Genomic DNA, 20,717 nt, shown 5'->3' with positions numbered 1-20,717 from the left:
CATGGACATTCTGATTCCCGGCTTTGACATCCAGGGCGAAATTGGCGAAGGCGCCATGGCCAGCGTGTACCTGGCGACCCAGCGTTCCCTGGAACGCAAGGTGGCACTCAAGGTGATGGCCGCGGCGCTGGCCGCCGACCCGAGCTTCTGCGAGCGCTTCCTGCGCGAGGGCAAGACCCTGGCGCGGCTGTCGCACCCGCACACCGTGACCATCCACGACATCGGCAATGTCGGCGAGCTGTACTACATGGCCATGGAGTACCTGCCCAACGGCACGCTGAAAGAGCGCATCGCCGCCGGGCTGACCCCGGAGCAGGGCCTGACCTATATCCGCCAGATCGCCTCGGCCCTGGGCTATGCCCATGCCCAGGGGCTGGTACACCGCGATGTGAAGCCGGCCAACATCCTGTTCCGCGCCGACGGCACCGCGGTGCTCTCGGACTTCGGCATCGCCAAGTCCCTGGACGACCGCACCCAGTTCACCCAGGCCGGTTTTGCCGTAGGCACCCCGAGCTACATGAGCCCCGAACAGGCTCGTGGCCAGGACATCGACGGCCGCGCCGACCTCTATGCCCTGGGGGTGGTGCTGTATGAAATCCTGGTGGGCGAGCTGCCTTACAACGGCACCGACGCGCTGTCCACAGCCCTGGCCCACCTGACCGAGCCGCTGCCGGAGCTGCCGCTGCACCACGGTCGCTACCAGCACATCCTGCGCAAGCTGCTGGCCAAGGACCCGGCCGAGCGCTACCCGGATGCCGCCGCCTTGCTGGCGGCCCTGGACAACCTGCCGGCCGCCACCGCCGAGGTGGAAGCGACGCTGATCCAGCCCTTGCCGCTGCCACCCCAGGCTGCGTCGCAGCCTGTACCTCAGGGCAACGACCTGGCCGGGCTGACCCCGGTGTCCATCGAGATCCCGCAGCAGGCGCCCCGACCGGCGCCGCGCCGCGAGCCGCCCGAGGAGCCGCCCGCGCCGCCGCGCACGGCCAATCTGCCGCCAGCCGGCAGCGGGCCTTCCGAACAGCGGCGCGGCCCAGTGCTGGCCCTGGCTGGGGTCGCCGTGGCGGTGGCCCTGGCAGTGGCGGGCGCCGGTTATTGGTGGCTGTCGGGCGACAGCCCGGCGCCAGAACCCAAGACCGCCTCGACAGCCGGCACCACGCCTGCGGTGGTGGCGCCCCCGGCCAGTCAGCCGGTGGCCGCGGATGTCGACGGCGGCCAGCGACCGCTGCTGATGCCGGGCAAGAAAACCTTGTTCCAGCGGGTGCTGAGCAAGCCAGGGGCGAGTTTCTCCAGCGAGCCTGGGGCTGCGCCGGGCCAGGCGGTGCCGGCGTTCTCGGTGCTCTACGTGTATCAGCGCAAGAACCTCGACGGCCGCTCCTGGCTGCGCCTGGGGGCCGCCAGTGACGGTCGCAGCGCCGGCTGGTTGCCGGCCGAACAGGTCAGCGACTGGAAGCAGAGCCTGGTGCTGAAATTCACCGAGCGTTCCGGTCGTGCACCGGTGATGTTCGTGCGTCAGGCCAGCGAGCTGGAGCGTTTGTTGGCGGACCCTGCGGCGGCCAAGAACCTGCTGCTCAAGGCACAGAAGAACCCCCAGGACGAACAGCAGGTGCTGGCCCTGGAACCCAACGCCAGCGCGGTGCCACAGGACCAGTTCTACCTGCTGCCGATCTTCGATTCCAAGGAGAGTTTCGACGACAACGGCCAGCCGGTGCAGTTGCTCAATGTGGCTTCCATCGACCCGGGCAACAGCCCGCAGAGCATCAGTGACAGTAGCGGCAAGCGCCTGCCGGCCAATACTCCTCCGGCGGCCGGCGATGCCTTCCGCACTGCGGTGGTGCTGGTGGTGGACACCTCGGTGTCGATGCAGCCCTACATCGACCAGGTGCGCGATGTGGTGCACGAGCTGCAAAGCAAGATCGCCCAGCGCGGCGAGCTGGACAGCGTCAGCTTCGGCCTGGTGGGCTTTCGCAACAACACCAGCAAGACCCCGGGCCTGGAGTACGTGACCAAGACCCTGGTGACCCTGGACCAGGGTCGCGATCCCCAGCGCTTCCAGGAGCTGGTGAGCCAGGTCAAGGCCACCAGTGTCTCCAGCCATTCGTTCAACGAAGACGCCTTTGCCGGCGTGATGCAGGCCGTGGAGGGCATGGACTGGAAGGGCTATGGCGGCCGCCTGATCCTGCTGGTCAGCGATGCCGGGGCGCTGCGCAAGAACGACCCTTACAGCCGCACCCAGATGAACGAGGCGGAAGTGCGCCAGGCAGCCCTGGGCAAGCAGATCAAGATCTACGCCCTGCACCTGCGTACCGATGCCGGCAAGAAGAACCACGCCCAGGCGGAAACCCAGTACCGGGTGCTGACCGCCGACGCCAACCCGAAGATCGGCGACCTGTACATTCCGGTGCCCGGTGGCGATGTGGGCAAGTTCGGCGAGCGGGTCGACGAGATCGGCACGGTGTTCGCCGACCTGGTGCATCAGGTGCGCAGCAACCAGAGCCAGGAAGTCCCGGTGCTGGCGGCGGCGCCGAGCATCACGCAGAAGTCGGCGGCCATCGGCTACGCCATGCACATGGATTTCCTCGGCCGCAAGTCCGCCAGCCAGGCGCCCCAGCTAGTCAGCGCCTGGACCGCCGACCGCGACCTGACCAACCCGGCGCTGCCGGCGTTCCAGGTCTGTGTGATGCTCACCAAGCTGCAACTCAACGACTTGCAGCAGTCGCTGAAACTGATCGTCGACGCGGCGCGCAAGACCCAGACCTCGCCCAAGGATTTCTTCCAGGAAATCGCCAGCGCCAGTGCCTACATGAGCCGCGACCCGTCGGCCCTGCGCAAGGGCGGCAACCTGGCCGACGGCGGCGTGCTGGGGGAATACCTGGAAGGCCTGCCGTACCGCAGCAAGTCGCTGAACATGACCCAGGACCTGTGGCTGTCCCTGAGCGTGGCCGAGCAGGAAGACTTCATCGACGAGCTGGATTCGAAGATCCGCCTCTACGAAACCTTCCATAACGATCTGGCCAACTGGGTGCGCTTCGGTGATGCCGAGCCGGGTGATGCCCTGTACCGCGTTCCGTTGTCGACCCTGCCGTGATGCTCAATCTGGCACAGGTGCACAAGAGCCGCGGCGAGGGTCGCCAACGCTACAGCCTGGTGATCCCCAGGCTGCAACTGCGTGCCGGTGATCAACTGGCGGTGGTCGGCCCCAGCGGTTGCGGCAAGAGCACGCTGCTGGACCTGCTGGCGCTGGTGCTGGCCCCGGATTCGGCGGCGCGCTTCGAGTTCTCCCCGGCCAGGGATGCCATCGACATTGCCGGGATCTGGCGCGGCGACGGCCACAGCGCGCTGGCGCAGTTGCGCAGCCGGCACCTGGGTTATGTGCTGCAGACCGGCGGCCTGCTGGGCTTTCTCGACGTGCGCGCGAATATCAGCCTGCCCCGGCAGTTGCTGGGGCTGGCGGACGAGGGCATTCCCCGGCGCCTGGCCGAGCGCCTGGAGATCGCCGACCAGCTGCACAAGAAACCCGCCGCGCTGTCGGTGGGCCAGCGCCAGCGGGTCAGCTGCGCCCGGGCCCTGGCCCACAACCCTCAGGTATTGCTGGCGGACGAGCCGACAGCGGCCCTGGACCCCTTGAACGCCCAGCGGGTGATGCAACTGCTGGTGCAGCAGTCGCGGGACCAGGGGGTGTGCTGTGTGATCGCCACCCACGACGAACCCCTGGCCCGGGCCAACGGCTTGCAGGTACGACGCATCGCCTGCCAGCGCGACGCCGATGGCGGAGTCACTGCCACGCTTGGGGAGGCCTGCTGATGCGCGCCTCACTGACCGCGGCACTGGCCTGGCAGGACTACCGGGCCGACAGCTGGCTGTCGGCCTGTTCGGTGCTGGCCCTGGTGGCGGTGATCGCCCCCTTGCTGGTGCTGTTCGGGCTCAAGTTCGGGCTGGTGAGCAGCCTCACCGAGCGCCTGGAAAAGGACCCGGCGGTGCGCGAGATCATTCCCCTGGGCGGCGGGCGCTTCAGCGCCGACTTCATCGCCCAGTTGGGGCAGCGTCCGGACGTGGCCTTTGCCTTGCCGCGTACCCGGCAGATCGCCGCCACCGCGGACCTGTCCCGGGGCACGGGGGATATCGGCCTGACCGTGGAAATGCTCCCCACCGCGGCCGGCGACCCCTTGCTCGGGCGCTTGCCGGCGCCCCGGGGCATGAGTGGCGTGCTGCTCAGCCGCACCGCCGCCGAGAAGCTTGGGGTGCAGCCGGGGGACTGGTTGCAGGCGACCTTTGGCCGGCAGGTGGCGGGGCGCAGCGAGGTACAGCGGACCCGGGTCCAAGTGGAGGGCGTTCTGCCGCTGGAGGCCTTTGCCCGGGACGCGCTGTTCGCCCCGCTGGCGCTGCTGGAAGCCGCCGAGGATTACCGCGACGGACGCGCTGTGGCGGCCCTGGGCTGGCTCGGCGATGCCCAGGCAACTGCCGGGCAGCGGGTTTACCCGGCGTTTCGCCTGTATGCCCGCGACCTGGGGGATGTCGAGCCATTGCGTCTGTATTTCGCCGAGCGCGGCCTGCTGGTGTCGACCCAGGCCCAGACCATAGCCCAGGTGCAGTCCTTGAGCCGCAACCTGGCCATCGTCTTCTGGGTGATCGCCGGGCTGGCCCTGGCGGGTGCCTTCGCGGCGATCTTCGCCGGGGCCCTGGCGGCGGTGGAGCGCAAGCGCCGGGAGCTGTCGGTGTTGCGCCTGCTGGGGTTTTCCACCGGTGCGCTGCTGCTGTTCGTGGTGGCCCAGGCGCTGTACAGCGCCGGTTTTGCCGCGCTGTTGAGCGGCGCCCTGTATGGCCTGGCCCAGGCCGGGCTGAATCATTTGTTCATGCAGGCGCCCGGCGAATACGCCAGCCACCTGCTGCCGGCCCATTACGGGCTGGCCCTGTTGGCGACGCTGGGCGTCAGTACCCTGGCCGCCGCGCTGGGCGGCTGGCGGGTGTCGCGCATAGAAGCCTGTGAAGGAATTCGCGATGTATAAGTTGATCAGCACCGTGCTGGCCATGACCCTGGCCGGGGCCGTGTGGGCCGAAGAACCGGCGAACAAGATGGACAACCCCAAGCCGTTGCCGGACGACGTTAGTCTGCCACTGCCCTGCGACGGCGAGATGGTGTTCCGCTACGTCTACGTGCTGGCCCAGGGCACCCTGGACGACCGTGAGGTGAACCTCGGCTACCCCTTCAGCGAGGGCGAGAGCGGTTACCAGCAGTCGTTCATTTCCGGCTATCGCCGGGACTACATCAACGGCCAGTTCACCCTCAAGGACCTGCCTGGCGCCTGGGGCAAGACCATTGGCCCGGCGCTGCCGAAAAGTGGCGCCGGGGTGCCCCTCAAGCCAATGCTGTATTTCATCGGCAAGTACGAGGTCACTGCCCGCCAGTACGCCCAGGTCATGGCCCAGGCCCAGTCCCTGGCCAGCGGTGATCCGGCCCCGGCCTGTGAGGCGCCGGAGGGCCTGCAGGGGCGCCTGCCCAAGGTCAAGCTGTCGCGTTTCGAGGCCGAGCGCTTTGCCGCGGTGTACAGCGCCTGGCTGATGAAGAACCACCGCGACCTGCTGCCGGTCAGCGGCCGTGGCAGTTCCTCGGAAGACGGTGGCCTGGGCTTTGTGCGCCTGCCCACCGAGGTGGAGTGGGAATACGCCGCCCGCGGCGGCCAGGCGGTCAGCCGCCAGGAGCTGGAAGGCCGCCTGTTCCCGCGGCGCGTGGAGGGCAGCGAAGACGACGGCCCGCTGGCGGACTGGGCGGTGTTCAACCAGGTGGCCGGCGGCACCGGCCAGGCCGCGCGCCTGATGCCCATCGGCACCAAGCTGCCCAACCCCATCGGCATGTTCGACGTGATCGGCAACGCCGCCGAGATGGTCCAGGAGTCCTTCCAGCTGGTGCGCGCCGGGCGCCGCCAGGGCACCTACGGCGGTTTCGTAGTCAAGGGTGGCAACTACCTGGAAGGCGAAGGCACGCTGTTCACCGGGATGCGCCGCGAGTACCCGCTGTTTGGCGCCGACGGCACTGAGCAGAGCAACGAAACCACCGGTTTCCGGGTGGCCATCGGCGCGCTGTCGGCGCCCCGTTCGCGCTACAAGGAGCTGTTTGCCCAGTGGCAGAAGGAGGGCCGCCTGGCGTCCCTGACCGATGCCATCGACGACGCCCAGGACCCCACCAAGCGCCTGGACGCCATCATCGCCGCCAGCGTCGACCCGCGCCTGCAGGCGGAGCTGGGGCTGGTCAACGAAGAGCTCAAGCGCAACGTCTCGCTGATCGCCCAGCAGCGCGAGGAAGCGGCCGGCAACCTGATCCAGTCGTCGGCCCTGGTGGCCGAGACCATCAACAACTACAACATCCGCCTGACCAACCTGAAGAAGAGCCAGCAGCAGGCCATCGATGCCAAGGACGAGCCCAGCGCCAAGCTGTTCGCCGAAGCCATCGACAACGGCCGCAGCGCGCTGGACGGGGCGGTGGCGATCTACATCGACAACCTGGCCACGGGCACCCGTTACACCGACGCGGTGATCCAGGCGCAATTTCAACGAATCAAGGAAGAGCTCAATCGCAAGCCGGTGCTCGGCAAGAGCCTGGTGACGCGCGCTACGTTATTCGTTCGCCATGTCGGGAATTATCGCCAGCAACGGCGAGCCGACCCGGCGACGATTTTGAAGGAACTGCTCGCATCGACCGGTCAGAAGTCATGACCGGCCGCTGTCTGTCGAGCCTGGAGGATCTCGGACGACATTGCGTCGCGCCGAGTTGGTCAAACTTAATCGAGATCACGAACATGCTTTTTTCCCGCAACCCATTTGCTTCAACGTCCAAGCGTCACCTGCTGTTGGTTGCCGCCGGGTTCAGCACCGTATTGACCGGTTGCGCGACCTCTCCGGTGTCCAAGGTCGCCTCGACCACCAAGGTCGAGTACTACCCGAGCTGCTACGAGCCGGTGCAGCACCTGCGCGCCACGGATTCGGACATGACCAAGTCGGTGGTCACCGGTGCTGCCCTGGGCGCTGCCGGCGGCGCTTTGCTCGGTGCCCTGACCGGTGACGGCGACCACCGTGGCCGCAACGCCGCCATCGGTGCCGCAGGCGGTGCCCTGGCCGGTGGCGCAGCCGGTTACTACACCGAGCGCCAGAAGCAGATCGCCGACGACAACCAGCGCATCGCTTCCTACGCTGCCGACGTCAACAAGAGCGCGGCCGACATCGACCGCAGCACGGCCTATGCCCGCGCTTCCCAGACCTGCTACCAGCGCGCCTTCGACAGCCTGATCAGCTCCCGCAAGGCCAACACCATCAATGACGTGGAAGGGCGCAAGCGCCTGGCGGAAATCGTCAGCGGCCTGAAGGAGTCCAACGACCTGATCACCGCGGTGAACGGCCGTGCCAGCGAAGACCTGAGCAAGTACAACCAGGCCTACGAGCAGGATCTGCAGCAAGTGGGCGTGCAGCGTACCGACGTGGTGAAAGTCGCCACCGCCGATACCACCACGGTGACCACCGGTGGCAAGAGAAAACAGCCACAGAAGGTCAAGCAGCCCAAGCTGCCGACCGTGCCTCAGGAAGCGGTGAGCACCGAGAGGTCGATCCAGGATGCCAAGATCAAGCAGGCCGAGAGCAACAAGGTCGCGACCACCGGCCAGACCCAGGTCAACAGCATGTGCAAGAACCCGGACCTGGGTGACTGGGCACCGGTGCCTTGCCCTAACGTCTGAGTTGGCGATTGTCTGACAAGATGTCGCGATAAGCGTTGAACGCCAGCCGATCTCCGAGCAATCGAACAGATCGGCTGGCGCTCTTCGAGTTACAGGTTAAACTGCGCCGGCCATCCAATAATTCCACTGAGGCGCCGTGCATGAAATTCCGTTTTCTTCTCTGGGTGCTTGGCCTGTTGATGGGCAAAGCCAGCCGCAACAATCCTGCTTTCCAGCAACAGTTGGGTGACAAGGAGCTGGTGTTCCAGCTGCAGACGCTCGACGGCAAGGTTGCTCGGCATTTTTTCGTCAAGGACCAGCGCGTCACCAGCCGTTCGGGGTTCTATCCCGAGCCGGCATTCGCCATCGCCTTCAAGGATGCCGCCTACGGCTTCGCCACCCTGCAGGCGAAGAACAAGCAGTTGGCATTCATGACCGGTATTCAGGACAAGTCGATCCAGATCAAGGGCAACCCGGCCCTGGTGATCTGGTTCCAGGGGCTGACCAAGTACCTGAAACCGAAAAAGGCCAAGCCCAAGGCTTGACCGGGAAACTTCGCCGGCAAGCCGCCTCCTGCAGGAGTGGGCGGGCCGGCGAATGGACTCAGGCCTGGCTGAACTGCGAAGCCAGTTCCCGCAGCAGTACTTCGGCTTCCAGCACCTTGCTCACCACGTCGTCCGCCTTGTCCCGGGTCAGGCCCAGGCGTTCCAGCAGGGCGTCGGGGATATCCTCGTGGGGCCCGGAGCCGATGCCCCGGCTGCGCAGCAGGCGCACGGCCAGGCACACCAGGTTCGGGTACTCGGCATAGGCGCCGTCGTAGCTCGGGTCGTGCTGGAAGCGCAGGGCGGTGCACAGCTCTTCCGGCATGTCCCAGTAGCGCATCAGCCAGGCGCCGATCTGTTCGCGGCTGATACCCAGCAGGTGCTGTTCGACATAGCTGTGGCACAGGTGCGGGTTGACCTCCAAATGCCGGCAGATCAGCGAGAAGTGCGGCGGGAACACGTGGGCCAGCAGCAGGTAGCCGAAGTTGTGCAGCAGGCCGGCCAGGTAGGTCAGGCCGGCTTCCGGGCGCTGGGCACGGGGCATGGCGCGGGTCAGGCCCTCGATCACCGCGGCGGTGTAGATCGACTGCTGCCAGTAAGGCGTGGCGTGCTGCGGCTGGTCCTTGGGCAGGCTCAGGGTCTTGCCCAGGGCCAGGCCCAGTGCCAGGTTGATCACCAGGTCGAAGCCCAGCACGCGGACGATGGCGTCTTCCACCGAGCGGATCTTGCCGGGCGAGGCGTAGTAGGGCGAGGCGGCCCAGCTGACCACCTGGGCGGCCAGGGCCGGGTCGGTTTCCACCACACCGGTGATGTCGTCGATGGTGGCGTTGGGGTCGACCCGCAGCTTGATGATCTTCTGCGCGGTTTCCGCCAGGGGCGGGATCTCGATGGTGGCTTCCAGGCGCTGCTGGATGCGCCGCGCGGTGAAGGCCTGCATCGCCTGGGAGATCTCCTCGCGGTCATCGTCCGGGCGGTCGAGGTTGGGGCGAATGCTGCTCAGGGGCTCGCCGAAGTTGCCGGCGCTGGCTTTGCTGAGCATGCTCTTGAAGGCTTCGCTGGTGATCTCCAGCAGTACCCCGGGCTCGCCGGAGTTGATCAGCAGGCAGGGCTCGCGCAGCAGGCTTTCTTCGTACAGGCACGGTGAGCTGGTGAGCGCCGGCAGGCCGGGCAGCAGGCTCAGGCTGTGCTTGCCGAGCATGCGCTCCAGGCGTTCGGTGGAAACGGCGGTCAGGCGGCGGCCGGTGAGTTCGGCCAGGCGGTTGAGGTCCAGTAACTGGCTCTGCGGGAACAGCACCATCAGCGCGCCGACGGCGTCGTCCAGCAGTACCGCCTGGACCTTGCGCGCAGCCGGCAGGCCCGGCTGGTCGATCACTTCGTTGTAGCTGATGGCCAGCTTGCCGAGCAGCAACCGGATAACAGACGGAGCGTGTGGGGTTGCAATGTCGAGGGCAACTTCTGTCATGGTCTGGTATCCGTTTTTCTACAATTTGACGAGTATAACCAGCTTGGTTATGGCGAGGGTTCACTAACTGAGTGTTGGTTCACACTTGGCCGTATTGCTGTCCGTGGCGCAGCCAGCGCTCCAGCAACGGGCTGACATGGTCCGGCCAGCGCTCCAGCAGGGCCTGGGCGGCATCGCGTACCGCCGGCAGCAGGTCGGCGTCGCGCATCAGGTCGGCGACCTTGAATTGCAGGAGGCCGGTCTGCCGGGTGCCGAGCATTTCCCCGGGGCCGCGCAGCTCCAGGTCCTTTTCGGCGATGACGAAACCGTCGTTGGTTTCACGCATGATGCCCAGGCGCTGGCGACCGATCTGTGAAAGCGGTGGGTGGTAGAGCAGCACGCAGTGGCTGGCGGCGCTGCCGCGCCCGACCCGGCCGCGCAGCTGGTGCAACTGGGCCAGGCCCAGGCGTTCGGGGTTTTCGATGATCATCAGGCTGGCATTGGGTACGTCGACCCCGACCTCGATCACCGTGGTGGCCACCAGCAGTTGCAGGTTGCCGGCCTTGAACTCGGCCATCACCGCGGCTTTCTCGGGGGCCTTCATGCGGCCGTGGATCAGCCCTACGCGCAATTCGCCCAGGGCGCTGGAAAGGTCTTCGAAGGTGGTTTCCGCGGCCTGGCAGGTCAGTTCCTCGGACTCTTCGATCAGGGTGCAGACCCAGTAGGCCTGGCGCCCTTCCGCGCAGGCGGCGCGTACCCGCTCGATGACTTCGATGCGCCGGCTGTCGGTCACCAGCACGGTGTTCACCGGGGTGCGACCGGGAGGCAGTTCGTCGAGGATCGAGGTGTCCAGGTCGGCGTAGGCGCTCATGGCCAGCGTTCGTGGGATCGGCGTGGCGGTCATGATCAACTGGTGCGGGCACAGGCGGCCGCCCACGCCTTTCTGGCGCAGGGCCAGGCGCTGCTGCACGCCGAAGCGGTGCTGTTCGTCGATGATCACCAGGGCCAGGTTCTTGAACTGCACTTCGTCCTGGAACAGCGCGTGGGTGCCCACCACCATCGGTGCGCCACCGGCAATCTGTTCCAGGGCTGCGCTGCGGGCCTTGCCCTTGAGCTTGCCTGCCAGCCAGGCGACTTCCAGGCCCAGGGGCTCGAGCCAGCGCTTGAAGGTGATGAAGTGCTGCTCGGCGAGGATTTCCGTCGGCGCCATCAGTGCCACCTGGTAGCCGGCCTCCAGTGCTTGCAGGGCGGCCAGGGCGGCGACCACGGTCTTGCCGGCGCCCACGTCGCCCTGGATCAGTCGCAGCATGGGCTCGGGCTGGCTCAGGTCGTAGGCGATCTCGTTGCCCACGCGCTGTTGCGCGCCGGTGGGAGCGAAGCCCAGGTTCTTCAGGTACTTGACCGGCAGTTTCCTGGCCAATGGCAGCACCGGGGCGCGCTGGGAGCGCAGGCTGTCGCGCAGACGCTGCTGGGACAGCTGGTGGGTCAGCAATTCCTCGAACGCCAGGCGGTGCTGGGCCCAGTGGTGCCCCAGGGCCAGTTCGTCGACATCGGCGTCCGCCGGCGGGTGATGCAGGTAGCGGATCGCATCGTCCAGGGGCGCCAGCTGATAGTCCCGGGCCAGCTCTTCCGGCAGCCAGTCGGGCAGGCTGCGCGGGCCCAGCAGGGCCAGGCTCTGTTGGCACAGCAGGCGCAGGCGCTGCTGGGTCAGGCCTTCGGTCAGGGGGTAGATCGGTGTCAGGGTCTGGTCCACCGGCGGCGGCTCGTCGCCGCTGATGGCACGGTATTCCGGGTGGTAGATCTCCAGGCCCGAGGCGCCGGGCCGGGCTTCGCCATAGCAGCGCACACGGGTGCCGCGCTTCAGGCCGTCCTTCTGCGCATTGCTGAAATGGTAGAAGCGCAGGCTCAGGCCGCCGGTACCGTCCTGCAGGCGCACCAGCAGGCTGCGGCGCTTGCCCATGACCACATCGGCGCCACTGACGGTGCCTTCGATCACAGCATCCTGGCCAGGGCGCAGGGCGCCGATCGGCACCACGCGGGTGCGGTCCTGGTAGCGCAGGGGCAGGTGGAACAGCACGTCCTGAAGGTTTTCCAGGCCGACCTTGGCCAGCTTCTCGGCCATGGCTTCGCCGACGCCCTTGAGTGCCGTGACCGGCACTTTCGACAGCTCAGTCATTGCGAGCGCTTAACTCGCGGCGGGCGGCTTGGCCACCGAGCACAGGCGGATCGAGTCGGCGAGGATCTCGATGGCCTTGGGCCGCGGGAAGCTGGCGCGCCAGGCGATGGCCACGGTGCGGAACGGCACGGGCGGGGTCAGGGGGCGGACTTCGATCACCCCGGGGGCGTAGTGATGGCTGTCCACGGCCGACAGCGGCAGGATCGAGATGCCCAGGCCGGAGGCGACCATGTGGCGGATGGTTTCCAGGGAACTGGATTCCACGGTGGTGTGCTTGGCGCCGTCGTTGCCCTTGGTCAGGGTCGGGCAGGCCTCCAGGACCTGGTCGCGGAAGCAGTGGCCTTCGCCCAGCAGCAACAGGCTCTTGTCGTTGAGCAGGTTGGCGTCGATGGTTTCCTTCTTGGTCCAGGGGTGGCCGCTGGGCATCAGCACATAGAAGGGTTCGTCGTACAGCGGCAGGGTCAGGACATCGGCCTCGTTGAACGGCAGGGCGATGATGATCGCGTCGAGCTCGCCGTTGCGCAGTTTGTCGCGCAGTACGTGGGTGAAGTTCTCTTCTATATACAGCGGCATCTGCGGAGCGACCCGGTGCAACTGGGGAATCAGGTGCGGGAACAGGTAGGGGCCGACGGTGTAGATCGCCCCGACCTTGAGCGGTGCGGTCAGCTGGTTCTTGCCGGCCTGGGCCAGCTCACGGATGCCCTGGGCCTGCTCCAGGACCTTTTGCGCCTGGGCGACGATGGTCTCGCCCACCGGGGTCAGGCGCACGGCGCTCTTGCTGCGCTCGAAAATCAGCACGCCGAGTTCGTCTTCAAGCTTTTTCACGCCGACCGACAGGGTGGGCTGGCTGACATGGCAGCGCTCGGCGGCATGGCCGAAGTGCTGCTCTTGGGCGAGGGTAACGATGTAGCGCAATTCTGTAAGAGTCATAGCGGGCGTCCGTGAGGTTGCGGCCAAGCATAACGGCTGCAATCGATAGACGCACGTTATCAGACCGAGGGTGGAATGCGACACCCGCCAATGCCTGCTTCAGGCGGCACAAACGCGAAGGGCACCTTGAAGGTGCCCTTGCGGTGGATCAGCGGCGGCCGCGGCTGCGGTCGATCTCGTAGTTGTACGAGGCGGTGATTTCCACGCTGCCGTTGTTGAGCATGTCTGCCGGTGGCTTGGGCAGCGGCTGGGCACGACGGATCATGTCCAGGGTGGCCCGGTCCAGATCGGCATTGCCCGATCTGCCTACCAGCTCATAGGACAGCACCTTGCCTTCGGCATCGACGACGAAGCGCAGGGAGTTGGTGCCTTCCTTGCCTCGACGCTGAGCCTCGCTCGGATAGCGCTTGTACTTGGCCAGGTGCGCCTGCAATTCCCCCTGCCAGTTAGCCTTGGCGGCGGCCTGGGCCGGTGACGGGCCAGGGGTCGCAGGAGCGGGCTGCTTGGACGGAGCCGGTGTGACCGGGGCGTCACTGGGCTTTTCCTCGGAAGGCTTTTCCTTGGGCGGCTCAGGCTTGACCACCGGCTTTGGCGGTTGCGGCTTGGGCTTCTGCTTCACCGGCTTGGGTACCGAGATGGTCGGCTTCGGCGCTTCGGCCAGTTTCGGCAACGGCAGTTCTTCCACGGGGGCCGGCGGTTGTGGTGGGGTCACCACTTTCGGCGGCGCCGGTGGAGGCGGCACAGGGGCAGGTGCCAATTCCACCACCATGGCTTGGGGGGGGATGGGCATGGGCTGTGGCTTGGACCAGTTGAGGGCGAGCAGGATCGCCAACCCATGGACGCCCAACACCACCGCCAGGCTACCGCTGTAACGCGTCAGTCTTTGGCGCGTCGTGATCATTTCTTGGCTGCCGTCTCAAGTCCGACCAGGCCGACTTTCAGGTAGCCGGCCGCCCGCAGGGTGTCCATCACACTCATCAGGTCGCCGTAATCCACACCTTTGTCGGCCTGGAAGAAGATGGTCGTGTCTTTCTTGCCTTGGGTCCGGGCGTCGAGGATGGCGCCAAGGGTTTCAGCCTTGACTTCGTCTTCGCCGAGGAACAGGCGCTTGTCGGCCTTGACGCTGAGGAACACCGGTTTTTCCGGCCGCGGCGCCGGTTTGGCGCTGGAGGCGGGCAGGTCGACCTTGATGTCCACGGTGGCCAGCGGTGCGGCCACCATGAAGATGATCAGCAGCACCAGCATCACGTCGATGAACGGCGTGACGTTGATCTCGTGGTTTTCGGCCAGGTCGTCGCCTGCGCCTTCTTTCAAATGCAAGCCCATGGCTGATTACCCCACTTTCACCATGTGCGGTTGTGCGGAGCGCTCGTTCGGCTGGTGATCCAGGTCGCGGCTGACCAGCAGCAGGACCTCGGCCGAGGCGTCGGTGACCTGGGCCTTGTAGCCGGTGATGGAGCGAGCGAAGACGTTATAGATCACCACCGCGGGAATCGCGGCAACCAGGCCCAGGGCGGTGGCCAGCAGGGCTTCGGCGATACCCGGGGCAACCACGGCAAGGTTGGTGGTCTGGGTTTTGGCGATGCCGATGAAGCTGTTCATGATGCCCCACACGGTGCCGAACAGGCCGACGAACGGCGCGGTGGAACCGATGGTGGCCAGCACGCCGGTGCCGCTGCTCATGTTGCGGCCGCAGGCAGCTACCAGGCGCTCCAGGCGGAAGCTGACGCGCTCCTTGATGCCTTCCTTCTCGCGGCTGTTGGCCGAGAGGCGCATCTCTTCCAGGGCGTCGTGCACCAGCAGGTTGGCCAGGGTGCCCTCCTTGGTGGCGGTGGCGCTGGCTTCCTTGAGGGTGGTGGCCTTTTTCAGTGCGGCGATTTCAGTGCGCAGGCGGCGCTTGGCACCCATCAGCTCGAAGCCTTTGGCGATCCAGATGGTCCAGGTGATGATCGAGGCGATGGCCAGGCCGATCATCACCAGTTTCACGATGATGTCGGCGTTCTGGTACATGCCCCACGGCGACAGGTCATGGGCCATGCCCAGGGTGTTGTCGGCCTCCAGGACTTCAGGAGCGTCTTCGCCGATAGCGGGCTGGCCTTCGGCCTGGACTGGCTCGCCGGCCACTGGGGCTGCGGCTGGAGCGGTCGGGTCGGTGGCCGTATGTTCAGCGGCTGGAGCGGTCGCGGCAGGGGCTGCGGCGGTGGCTGGGGCGTGCTGGTCGGCAAAGGCTGCGGTCGGTGCCAGCAGCAGGCTGCACAACAGCGCTGCAACCGCGCTCATGGCGCGCAGCGGGCTTGGGCGTTTGGTTGGCGAGACGGAGAGTTGGTTGCTTGTCATGCTGGCCGGACCTGAGAGGAGAAAAGGGTGAAATGTCCTTCTAGGCCTCGCAGGGCCGAGAACAAAATGGGCGGTTATTATTGCAAGTAATTCTTGTTAACAGAAGTAATAGAGTATCTTTTTTTCCTTGATTGCTAGCCGTTCGTCCAGTGCGAGGGCTAGTCTTGACCTTTCCCAAAGGAGTTTTCTGATGTCCTCCCCCTCTGTATTGATCGCCGGTTGCGGTGATGTCGGGAGTCGCCTGGCGACTCAACTGCTGGCCGAGCAATGGCAGGTTTACGGCCTGCGTCGCAACGTATCGCGCTTGCCACAGGGGGTGGTGGGCATTGCAGGTGACCTGTTCAGCGAGCAATGCCCCGGGCAATGGCCGCAGAAGTCGCCGGACTATCTGGTGTATTGCGCGGCGGCCACCGAGCATGACGAAGCCGGATATCGCGCGGCTTATGTCGATGGTCTGCAGCATGTACTGGGCTGGCTCAAGCAGCGCGGCCAGGCGCCCAAGCGTTTGCTGTTTGTCTCCAGCAGCAGCGTTTATGAGCAGAAGGACGGTGAGTGGGTCGACGAGGCTTCCGTGGCCGAGGCCCAGGCCTACTCCGGACGCATGATGCTGGAAGCCGAGCAGGTGGCTCTGGGCAGCGGTATTCCCGCCACTGTGGTGCGCTTGACCGGCATCTATGGCCCGGGTCGCGAGTGGCTGCTGACCCAGGTGCGCCGGGGTTATCGCGTGGCGATCGAGCCGCCGTTGTACGGCAACCGTATTCACGCGGACGATGCCGCGGGCCTGCTGGCGTTCCTGATCAAGGCGGACCGCAGTGGCACGGCGCTGGATGATTGCTATATCGGCGTGGACGATGCGCCCGCGCCCCTGGCAGAGGTCGTCGACTGGCTGCGCGATTACCTGGGCGTCACCGAATGGGCGGACGATGCCAGCGTGCGTCGTACCGGCAGCAAGCGTTGCAGCAATGCCCGGGCCAGGGCGCTGGGCTGGGTGCCGCGCTATCCGAGTTATCGCGAAGGTTATGCAGCGATTCTGACGACGCAGGGCTAAGCTGCCCGAGCAGCTTGGGGTCGCGGTCGAAGGCTGCGACCGGCTTCCCGAGGGCGTCGCTGCCGACAGGCCGAAGGTCCTGTGGACCTTGTCGCAGCCTGCGGCAGCGGCTACAGGGTAGTTACTGCTTTTCCAGCAACCACTGCTGGCTGCCCGGCGTCAGCGAGGGCACTTCATCCGCCAGGGCGGTATTCACCGCCTGGAAGATCTCCAGCTGTTGATCCTTGCGCACGAAGATCCAGGAGTTGCCCTGGCCGTTGAGCTGCAGCCAGATGCTATCGTTGCCGCCGCTCATCGAGGCGCAGTCGCCAGCCAGGCACAAGGCGTAGCGATCGGCGCCCGGCAGGCCCTGGACGGCGCCGTTTGCCTGGAACTGCACCTCGTTGCCCAGGCCCGGTCCGTTGACGATCTTCCACTTGCCACCCAGATACGCCGAGTACAAGGCGCGCTCGAAGTTGGCGCCTAGCGGCGCGCCTTCGGGGGCGGGGTCTTTGGGGCGGTCGAAGACCTGCTCGGGCTCATTGTCGTTGGCCACTTGCAGCAGTTGCTTGCCGTTGCGCTTCAAGTCGGTGGCGGCGCTGCCATAGAACTCGACTTTTGCAGTGCTGGAACCGTCGCCGATGATCTTGCCTTCGACGGTTTCGAAACCGTTGGTGTAGCGGGCCTGGCCAGCCTTGGTATTGAGCTCCCATTCCAGGTTCGGGCCGTAGGCCTGGAGGGCTTCACGCAAAGGGCCGCCCTTGGAGGCTGCGTCGATCGCTACCTGATTGATCCAGATGCCGCCCACATCGTTTTTGGCGGGGTCGCTGGCACAACCGCCGAGCAGTACGGCGAGCAGCGAAACAGCTAGCGCTTGGCGCATGACGAAATCCTTTCAGAACGAAAACGGCGCAGCCTTGAGGGCTGCGCCGCGGGTGTTACTCGATGACCAGAATGGCATCCATTTCAACCTGTGCACCCTTTGGCAGGGCGGCCACGCCAATGGCGGCGCGGGCTGGGTAAGGCTGTTGGAAATACTTGCCCATGATCTCGTTGACCTTGGCGAAGTGGCTCAGGTCGGTGAGGAAGATGTTCAGCTTGACGATGTCCTTGAACGAACCGCCAGCGGCCTCGGCTACCGACTTGAGGTTTTCGAACACCTGGACGGTCTGGGCTTCGAAGCCTTCCACCAGCTCCATGGTCTTGGGGTCCAGAGGGATCTGGCCGGACATGTAGACGGTGTTGCCAGCCTTGATCGCCTGGGAGTAGGTGCCGATGGCAGCAGGTGCCTTGTCGCTGGTGATAACAGTCTTGGTCATGAATGACTCCTTGTAATGGACGGGCTACGCACGCATGCGGGTGATGCGGATGACCCCGGTCAGGGCGCGCAGTTTCTTGATCACGCGGGCCAGGTGTACGCGGTCGTGCACGCTGACCACCAGTTGGACCACGCTGATGCGACCATCGCGTTCGTCCATGCTGATTTTCTCGATGTTGCCGTCGGCGGCGTTGACGCTGCTGGCCAGCAGCGCGATCAGGCCGCGTTGGTGTTCCAGTTCGACGCGCAGTTCGACATTGAATTCGCCGGTGACATCCTTGGCCCAGGAGAGCTGGATGCACTTTTCCGGGTTATGGCGGATTTCGCTGATATTGCGGCAGTTGTCCAGGTGCACCACCATCCCCTTGCCGGCGGACAGGTGGCCGACGATCGGATCGCCCGGGATCGGCGTGCAGCACTTGGCGTAGCTCAGCACCAGGCCTTCGGTGCCGCGGATTGCCAGCGGGCCTTCCGGGCTTGGCAGCTGTTCGCCTTCGCCCAGCAGGCGGCGCGCCACAACGTAGGCCATGCGGTTGCCCAGGCCGATGTCTTCCAGCAGGTCTTCGATCAGTTCCAGGCGGTATTCCTGGAGAATCGCCTGAATGCGTTCGGCCGGGACCTTTTCCAGGGAGCTGTCGAAGCCGTTGAGCACCTTGTTCAGCAAGCGTTCGCCGAGGCTGATGGACTCGGAGCGGCGCTGCAGCTTGAGAGCATGGCGGATATGAGTGCGGGCCTTGCCGGTGACCACGAAATTCAGCCAGGCCGGGTTCGGGCGCGCGCCCGGGGCGCTGACGATTTCCACTGTGGAACCGCTTTGCAGGGGTTCGGACAGCGGCGCCAGGCGACGATTGATCCGGCAGGCGATGCAGCTGTTGCCGACGTCGGTGTGAACCGCGTAGGCGAAGTCCACCGCGGTGGAGCCTTTGGGCAGCTCCATGATCCGGCCTTTGGGCGTGAACACGTAGACTTCGTCCGGGAACAGGTCGATCTTCACGCTCTCGATGAATTCCAGGGAGTTGCCGGCGCGTTGCTGCATTTCCAGCACGCCCTTGACCCATTGGCGGGCGCGGGCGTGAGTGCCTTTGGGTTGTTCGTCGCCACTGGATTTGTACAGCCAGTGGGCGGCGATGCCGTTATTGGCCATTTCTTCCATTTCCCGGGTACGAATCTGGATCTCGATCGGTACTCCGTGCATGCCGAACAGCGTGGTATGCAGCGACTGATAGCCGTTGGCCTTGGGAATGGCGATGTAGTCCTTGAAGCGTCCCGGTAGCGGCTTGTACAAATTATGTACAGCGCCGAGTACGCGATAGCAGGTGTCTACCTTGTCGACGATGATGCGGAACGCATAAACGTCCATGATCTCGTTGAAGGCTCGACGCTTGCCGCGCATCTTCTTGTAGATGCCGTACAGGTGCTTCTGGCGACCGCTGACCTCGCCCTGGATGCCGTCGATGGCCAGGCAGTGGCTGAGGGATTCCTCGATCTTGTTGACGATTTCCTTGCGGTTGCCCCGGGCGCGCTTGACCGCCTGGTAGATCCGCGCGGAACGCATCGGGTGCATCGCCTTGAAGCCCAGGTCTTCGAATTCGATGCGGATGGCGTGCATGCCCAGGCGGTTGGCGATGGGGGCGTAGATCTCCAGGGTTTCCTTGGCGATCCGCCGACGCTTTTCGCCGGAAAGTACTTCCAGGGTGCGCATGTTGTGCAGGCGGTCGGCCAGCTTGACCAGGATCACGCGAATGTCGCGGGCCATGGCCATGGCCATCTTCTGGAAGTTTTCCGCTTGGGCTTCGGCCTTGGTTTCGAAGTTCATCTGGGTCAGTTTGCTGACCCCATCCACCAATTCGGCCACGGTTTCGCCGAACTGCGCGCTGAGCGCTTCCTTGGCGATGCCGGTGTCTTCGATGACGTCATGCAGCATCGCGGCCATCAGGCTCTGATGGTCCATGTGCATGTCGGCAAGAATGTTCGCTACCGCGAGTGGGTGCGTGACGTACGCCTCGCCGCTGCGACGGCGTTGACCGTCATGGGCTTGTTCGGCGTAGAAATACGCTCGGCGGACCAGATTGACCTGGTCCGTGCCGAGATAGGTCGATAAGCGATCGGCGAGGGCGTCTATGCTCGGCATGATGTCTCCTGCCGTAAGCTGTGATCCCGCGCCGTGCTACGTCGACCAGGCATAGGCTCAGACGGCCTCGTTGGACTCGTCCTCGAAAGCAGCGAAAAGCGGCTCATCTTCAACGATTTCGGCTTCGGCGATGGCTGCGTAGTCGATCAGGCCTTCAGCGATTTCGCGCAGGGCGACAACGGTAGGTTTGTCGTTTTCCCATGCTACTTTCGGCTCTTTGCCGCCGGTGGCCAGTTGACGGGCACGCTTGGTAGAGAGCATGACCAGCTCAAAGCGGTTATCCACGTGTTCTAGGCAGTCTTCAACGGTTACGCGGGCCATGGTCTTCCTCGTAGCAAATGCAATATGCGCGCTGCCCGGATGGGCGAGCGGACTCGACAGTTTAAAAAATCACCAGCGTTAAGGGAAGCGCTGATTTTTTAACCAAGCCCTTCAACGCGCTGCAAGTGCCAATGTAAAGCGCTTGCAGCGGTTTTGGGAAGTGCTGTTTTAACCCAGGAGTTCAGCCAGCAATTTGCCGAAACGCTGCTGCTGGCGTTTCTGTTGCAGCTGATTGGCGCGGAAAATCGCCTTCAGGTCGCCCAGTGCGTGGGCGAAATCGTCGTTGATGATCAGATAGTCGTAGTCGACGTAGTGGCTCATTTCGCTGACGGCTTCGCGCATCCGCCCGTCGATGACCTCGTCACTGTCCTGCCCACGGTTGGTCAGGCGCTGGTGCAGGGCTTGCAAGGACGGTGGCAGGATGAAGATCGAACGGGCCTGGGGCATCAGCTTGCGTACTTGTTCCGCGCCTTGCCAGTCGATTTCCAGAATCAGATCGTGGCCTGCGTCCAGGGTTTGCTGCAGGTGGCTTTGCGAGGTTCCGTAGAGGTTGCCGAACACTTCGGCGCGCTCCAGGAAGTCCCCGTGCTCACCCATCTTCACGAACGTCTCGCGGGAGACGAAGTGATAGTTCACGCCGTCCACCTCACCGGGGCGCATGGCACGGGTGGTGTGGGAGACCGAGACGCGAATCTCCGGTTTGGCGTCGGTCAGGGCCTTGACCAGGCTGCTCTTGCCCGCGCCCGACGGCGCGGAAATGATGTACAGGGTGCCGGTGCTGTGGGTCATGTCAG

Annotated in this window: 18 protein-coding genes; 7 read left to right on the top strand and 11 right to left on the bottom strand. The window is 65.1% G+C overall.

Annotation, left to right across the window (positions count from 1 at the left end; all coding sequences use genetic code 11):
• Position 1 precedes the first annotated feature (1 nt).
• The 6 genes from PFLCHA0_RS30105 to PFLCHA0_RS30080 all read left to right on the top strand — a co-directional run bounded on the left by PFLCHA0_RS30105 (position 2) and on the right by PFLCHA0_RS30080 (position 8,245).
• Complete coding sequence (locus PFLCHA0_RS30105) at positions 2-3,085, top strand: serine/threonine-protein kinase (RefSeq protein ID WP_015637479.1); 3,084 nt, start codon at positions 2-4, stop codon at positions 3,083-3,085.
• Complete coding sequence (locus tag PFLCHA0_RS30100; protein WP_011064245.1) at positions 3,085-3,801, top strand: ABC transporter ATP-binding protein; 717 nt, start codon at positions 3,085-3,087, stop codon at positions 3,799-3,801. The genes PFLCHA0_RS30105 and PFLCHA0_RS30100 overlap by 1 nt, the downstream gene beginning before the upstream one ends.
• Positions 3,801-5,003 (top strand): ABC transporter permease, encoded by a 1,203-nt coding sequence (locus tag PFLCHA0_RS30095; protein ID WP_015637478.1) that lies wholly within the window; start codon positions 3,801-3,803, stop codon positions 5,001-5,003. Before PFLCHA0_RS30100 ends, PFLCHA0_RS30095 begins: the two co-directional genes overlap by 1 nt.
• 22 nt (positions 5,004-5,025) lie before the next feature.
• A complete protein-coding gene (locus tag PFLCHA0_RS30090; RefSeq protein WP_230493612.1) occupies positions 5,026-6,708 on the top strand; it encodes a formylglycine-generating enzyme family protein in 1,683 nt (560 codons plus the stop codon).
• An 83-nt stretch (positions 6,709-6,791) separates the two neighbouring features.
• Entirely contained in the window at positions 6,792-7,721 is a 930-nt protein-coding gene (gene tagQ / locus PFLCHA0_RS30085) for a type VI secretion system-associated lipoprotein TagQ (protein ID WP_011064242.1), read from the top strand.
• A 140-nt stretch (positions 7,722-7,861) separates the two neighbouring features.
• Positions 7,862-8,245, top strand: coding sequence for a hypothetical protein (locus tag PFLCHA0_RS30080; protein WP_015637475.1), 384 nt, complete (start codon positions 7,862-7,864; stop codon positions 8,243-8,245).
• A 58-nt stretch (positions 8,246-8,303) separates the two neighbouring features.
• Here PFLCHA0_RS30080 and PFLCHA0_RS30075 read toward each other — a convergent pair whose 3' ends face one another.
• From PFLCHA0_RS30075 to exbB, 6 genes are all read right to left on the bottom strand, one after another.
• Positions 8,304-9,704, bottom strand: coding sequence for an aminoacyl-tRNA deacylase and HDOD domain-containing protein (locus PFLCHA0_RS30075; RefSeq protein ID WP_011064240.1), 1,401 nt, complete (start codon positions 9,702-9,704; stop codon positions 8,304-8,306).
• A gap of 79 nt (positions 9,705-9,783) precedes the next feature.
• Positions 9,784-11,859, bottom strand: a complete 2,076-nt coding sequence (recG, locus tag PFLCHA0_RS30070) for an ATP-dependent DNA helicase RecG (protein WP_015637474.1) — start codon at positions 11,857-11,859, stop codon at positions 9,784-9,786.
• A 9-nt stretch (positions 11,860-11,868) separates the two neighbouring features.
• On the bottom strand, positions 11,869-12,789 hold the full coding sequence (locus PFLCHA0_RS30065) for a hydrogen peroxide-inducible genes activator (RefSeq protein ID WP_011064238.1): 921 nt from the start codon (positions 12,787-12,789) through the stop codon (positions 11,869-11,871).
• Positions 12,790-12,937: 148 nt separating this feature from the next.
• A complete protein-coding gene (locus PFLCHA0_RS30060) occupies positions 12,938-13,690 on the bottom strand; it encodes an energy transducer TonB family protein (RefSeq protein ID WP_011064237.1) in 753 nt (250 codons plus the stop codon).
• Positions 13,687-14,115: a TonB system transport protein ExbD gene (gene exbD / locus PFLCHA0_RS30055; protein ID WP_011064236.1), complete on the bottom strand. Its 429-nt coding sequence runs from the start codon at positions 14,113-14,115 to the stop codon at positions 13,687-13,689. Before exbD ends, PFLCHA0_RS30060 begins: the two co-directional genes overlap by 4 nt.
• A 6-nt stretch (positions 14,116-14,121) precedes the next feature.
• The gene (gene exbB, locus PFLCHA0_RS30050) at positions 14,122-15,126 is read right to left on the bottom strand and encodes a tonB-system energizer ExbB (RefSeq protein WP_015637473.1); all 1,005 of its coding nucleotides are present in this window, start codon (positions 15,124-15,126) and stop codon (positions 14,122-14,124) included.
• 190 nt (positions 15,127-15,316) lie between these two features.
• Here exbB and PFLCHA0_RS30045 point away from each other — a divergent pair, with 190 nt between their 5' ends.
• Complete coding sequence (locus PFLCHA0_RS30045) at positions 15,317-16,174, top strand: SDR family oxidoreductase (RefSeq protein WP_015637472.1); 858 nt, start codon at positions 15,317-15,319, stop codon at positions 16,172-16,174.
• 121 nt (positions 16,175-16,295) lie between these two features.
• Here the strand turns inward: PFLCHA0_RS30045 and PFLCHA0_RS30040 are convergent, their stop codons facing one another.
• The 5 genes from PFLCHA0_RS30040 to gmk all read right to left on the bottom strand — a co-directional run bounded on the left by PFLCHA0_RS30040 (position 16,296) and on the right by gmk (position 20,712).
• Positions 16,296-17,036 (bottom strand): hypothetical protein, encoded by a 741-nt coding sequence (locus PFLCHA0_RS30040; RefSeq protein ID WP_011064233.1) that lies wholly within the window; start codon positions 17,034-17,036, stop codon positions 16,296-16,298.
• 55 nt (positions 17,037-17,091) lie between these two features.
• Entirely contained in the window at positions 17,092-17,472 is a 381-nt protein-coding gene (locus tag PFLCHA0_RS30035) for a RidA family protein (RefSeq protein WP_007921133.1), read from the bottom strand.
• A gap of 24 nt (positions 17,473-17,496) precedes the next feature.
• On the bottom strand, positions 17,497-19,602 hold the full coding sequence (gene spoT / locus PFLCHA0_RS30030) for a bifunctional GTP diphosphokinase/guanosine-3',5'-bis pyrophosphate 3'-pyrophosphohydrolase (protein WP_011064232.1): 2,106 nt from the start codon (positions 19,600-19,602) through the stop codon (positions 17,497-17,499).
• 57 nt (positions 19,603-19,659) lie between these two features.
• Positions 19,660-19,923: a DNA-directed RNA polymerase subunit omega gene (gene rpoZ, locus PFLCHA0_RS30025; protein ID WP_007921129.1), complete on the bottom strand. Its 264-nt coding sequence runs from the start codon at positions 19,921-19,923 to the stop codon at positions 19,660-19,662.
• Positions 19,924-20,091: 168 nt separating this feature from the next.
• Complete coding sequence (gene gmk, locus PFLCHA0_RS30020) at positions 20,092-20,712, bottom strand: guanylate kinase (RefSeq protein WP_011064231.1); 621 nt, start codon at positions 20,710-20,712, stop codon at positions 20,092-20,094.
• Positions 20,713-20,717: the final 5 nt, after the last annotated feature.

It is taken from the genome of Pseudomonas protegens CHA0 (genome assembly GCF_000397205.1).
GTDB lineage: Bacteria > Pseudomonadota > Gammaproteobacteria > Pseudomonadales > Pseudomonadaceae > Aquipseudomonas > Aquipseudomonas protegens.
Note: the sequence above shows the minus strand (reverse complement) of the source record. Positions and strands in the feature narration are given on the sequence as shown.

Excerpts from the sequence above, each read along its gene's own strand:
- PFLCHA0_RS30105 (WP_015637479.1), top strand. The coding sequence starts at position 2 with ATGGACATTCTGATTCCCGGCTTTGACATCCAGGGCGAAATTGGCGAA.
- PFLCHA0_RS30100 (WP_011064245.1), top strand. The coding sequence starts at position 3,085 with ATGCTCAATCTGGCACAGGTGCACAAGAGCCGCGGCGAGGGTCGCCAA.
- PFLCHA0_RS30095 (WP_015637478.1), top strand. The coding sequence starts at position 3,801 with ATGCGCGCCTCACTGACCGCGGCACTGGCCTGGCAGGACTACCGGGCC.
- PFLCHA0_RS30090 (WP_230493612.1), top strand. The coding sequence starts at position 5,026 with ATGACCCTGGCCGGGGCCGTGTGGGCCGAAGAACCGGCGAACAAGATG.
- tagQ (WP_011064242.1), top strand. The coding sequence starts at position 6,792 with ATGCTTTTTTCCCGCAACCCATTTGCTTCAACGTCCAAGCGTCACCTG.
- PFLCHA0_RS30080 (WP_015637475.1), top strand. The coding sequence starts at position 7,862 with ATGAAATTCCGTTTTCTTCTCTGGGTGCTTGGCCTGTTGATGGGCAAA.
- PFLCHA0_RS30075 (WP_011064240.1), bottom strand. The coding sequence starts at position 9,704 with ATGACAGAAGTTGCCCTCGACATTGCAACCCCACACGCTCCGTCTGTT.
- recG (WP_015637474.1), bottom strand. The coding sequence starts at position 11,859 with ATGACTGAGCTGTCGAAAGTGCCGGTCACGGCACTCAAGGGCGTCGGC.
- PFLCHA0_RS30065 (WP_011064238.1), bottom strand. The coding sequence starts at position 12,789 with ATGACTCTTACAGAATTGCGCTACATCGTTACCCTCGCCCAAGAGCAG.
- PFLCHA0_RS30060 (WP_011064237.1), bottom strand. The coding sequence starts at position 13,690 with ATGATCACGACGCGCCAAAGACTGACGCGTTACAGCGGTAGCCTGGCG.
- exbD (WP_011064236.1), bottom strand. The coding sequence starts at position 14,115 with ATGGGCTTGCATTTGAAAGAAGGCGCAGGCGACGACCTGGCCGAAAAC.
- exbB (WP_015637473.1), bottom strand. The coding sequence starts at position 15,126 with ATGACAAGCAACCAACTCTCCGTCTCGCCAACCAAACGCCCAAGCCCG.
- PFLCHA0_RS30045 (WP_015637472.1), top strand. The coding sequence starts at position 15,317 with ATGTCCTCCCCCTCTGTATTGATCGCCGGTTGCGGTGATGTCGGGAGT.
- PFLCHA0_RS30040 (WP_011064233.1), bottom strand. The coding sequence starts at position 17,036 with ATGCGCCAAGCGCTAGCTGTTTCGCTGCTCGCCGTACTGCTCGGCGGT.
- PFLCHA0_RS30035 (WP_007921133.1), bottom strand. The coding sequence starts at position 17,472 with ATGACCAAGACTGTTATCACCAGCGACAAGGCACCTGCTGCCATCGGC.
- spoT (WP_011064232.1), bottom strand. The coding sequence starts at position 19,602 with ATGCCGAGCATAGACGCCCTCGCCGATCGCTTATCGACCTATCTCGGC.
- rpoZ (WP_007921129.1), bottom strand. The coding sequence starts at position 19,923 with ATGGCCCGCGTAACCGTTGAAGACTGCCTAGAACACGTGGATAACCGC.
- gmk (WP_011064231.1), bottom strand. The coding sequence starts at position 20,712 with ATGACCCACAGCACCGGCACCCTGTACATCATTTCCGCGCCGTCGGGC.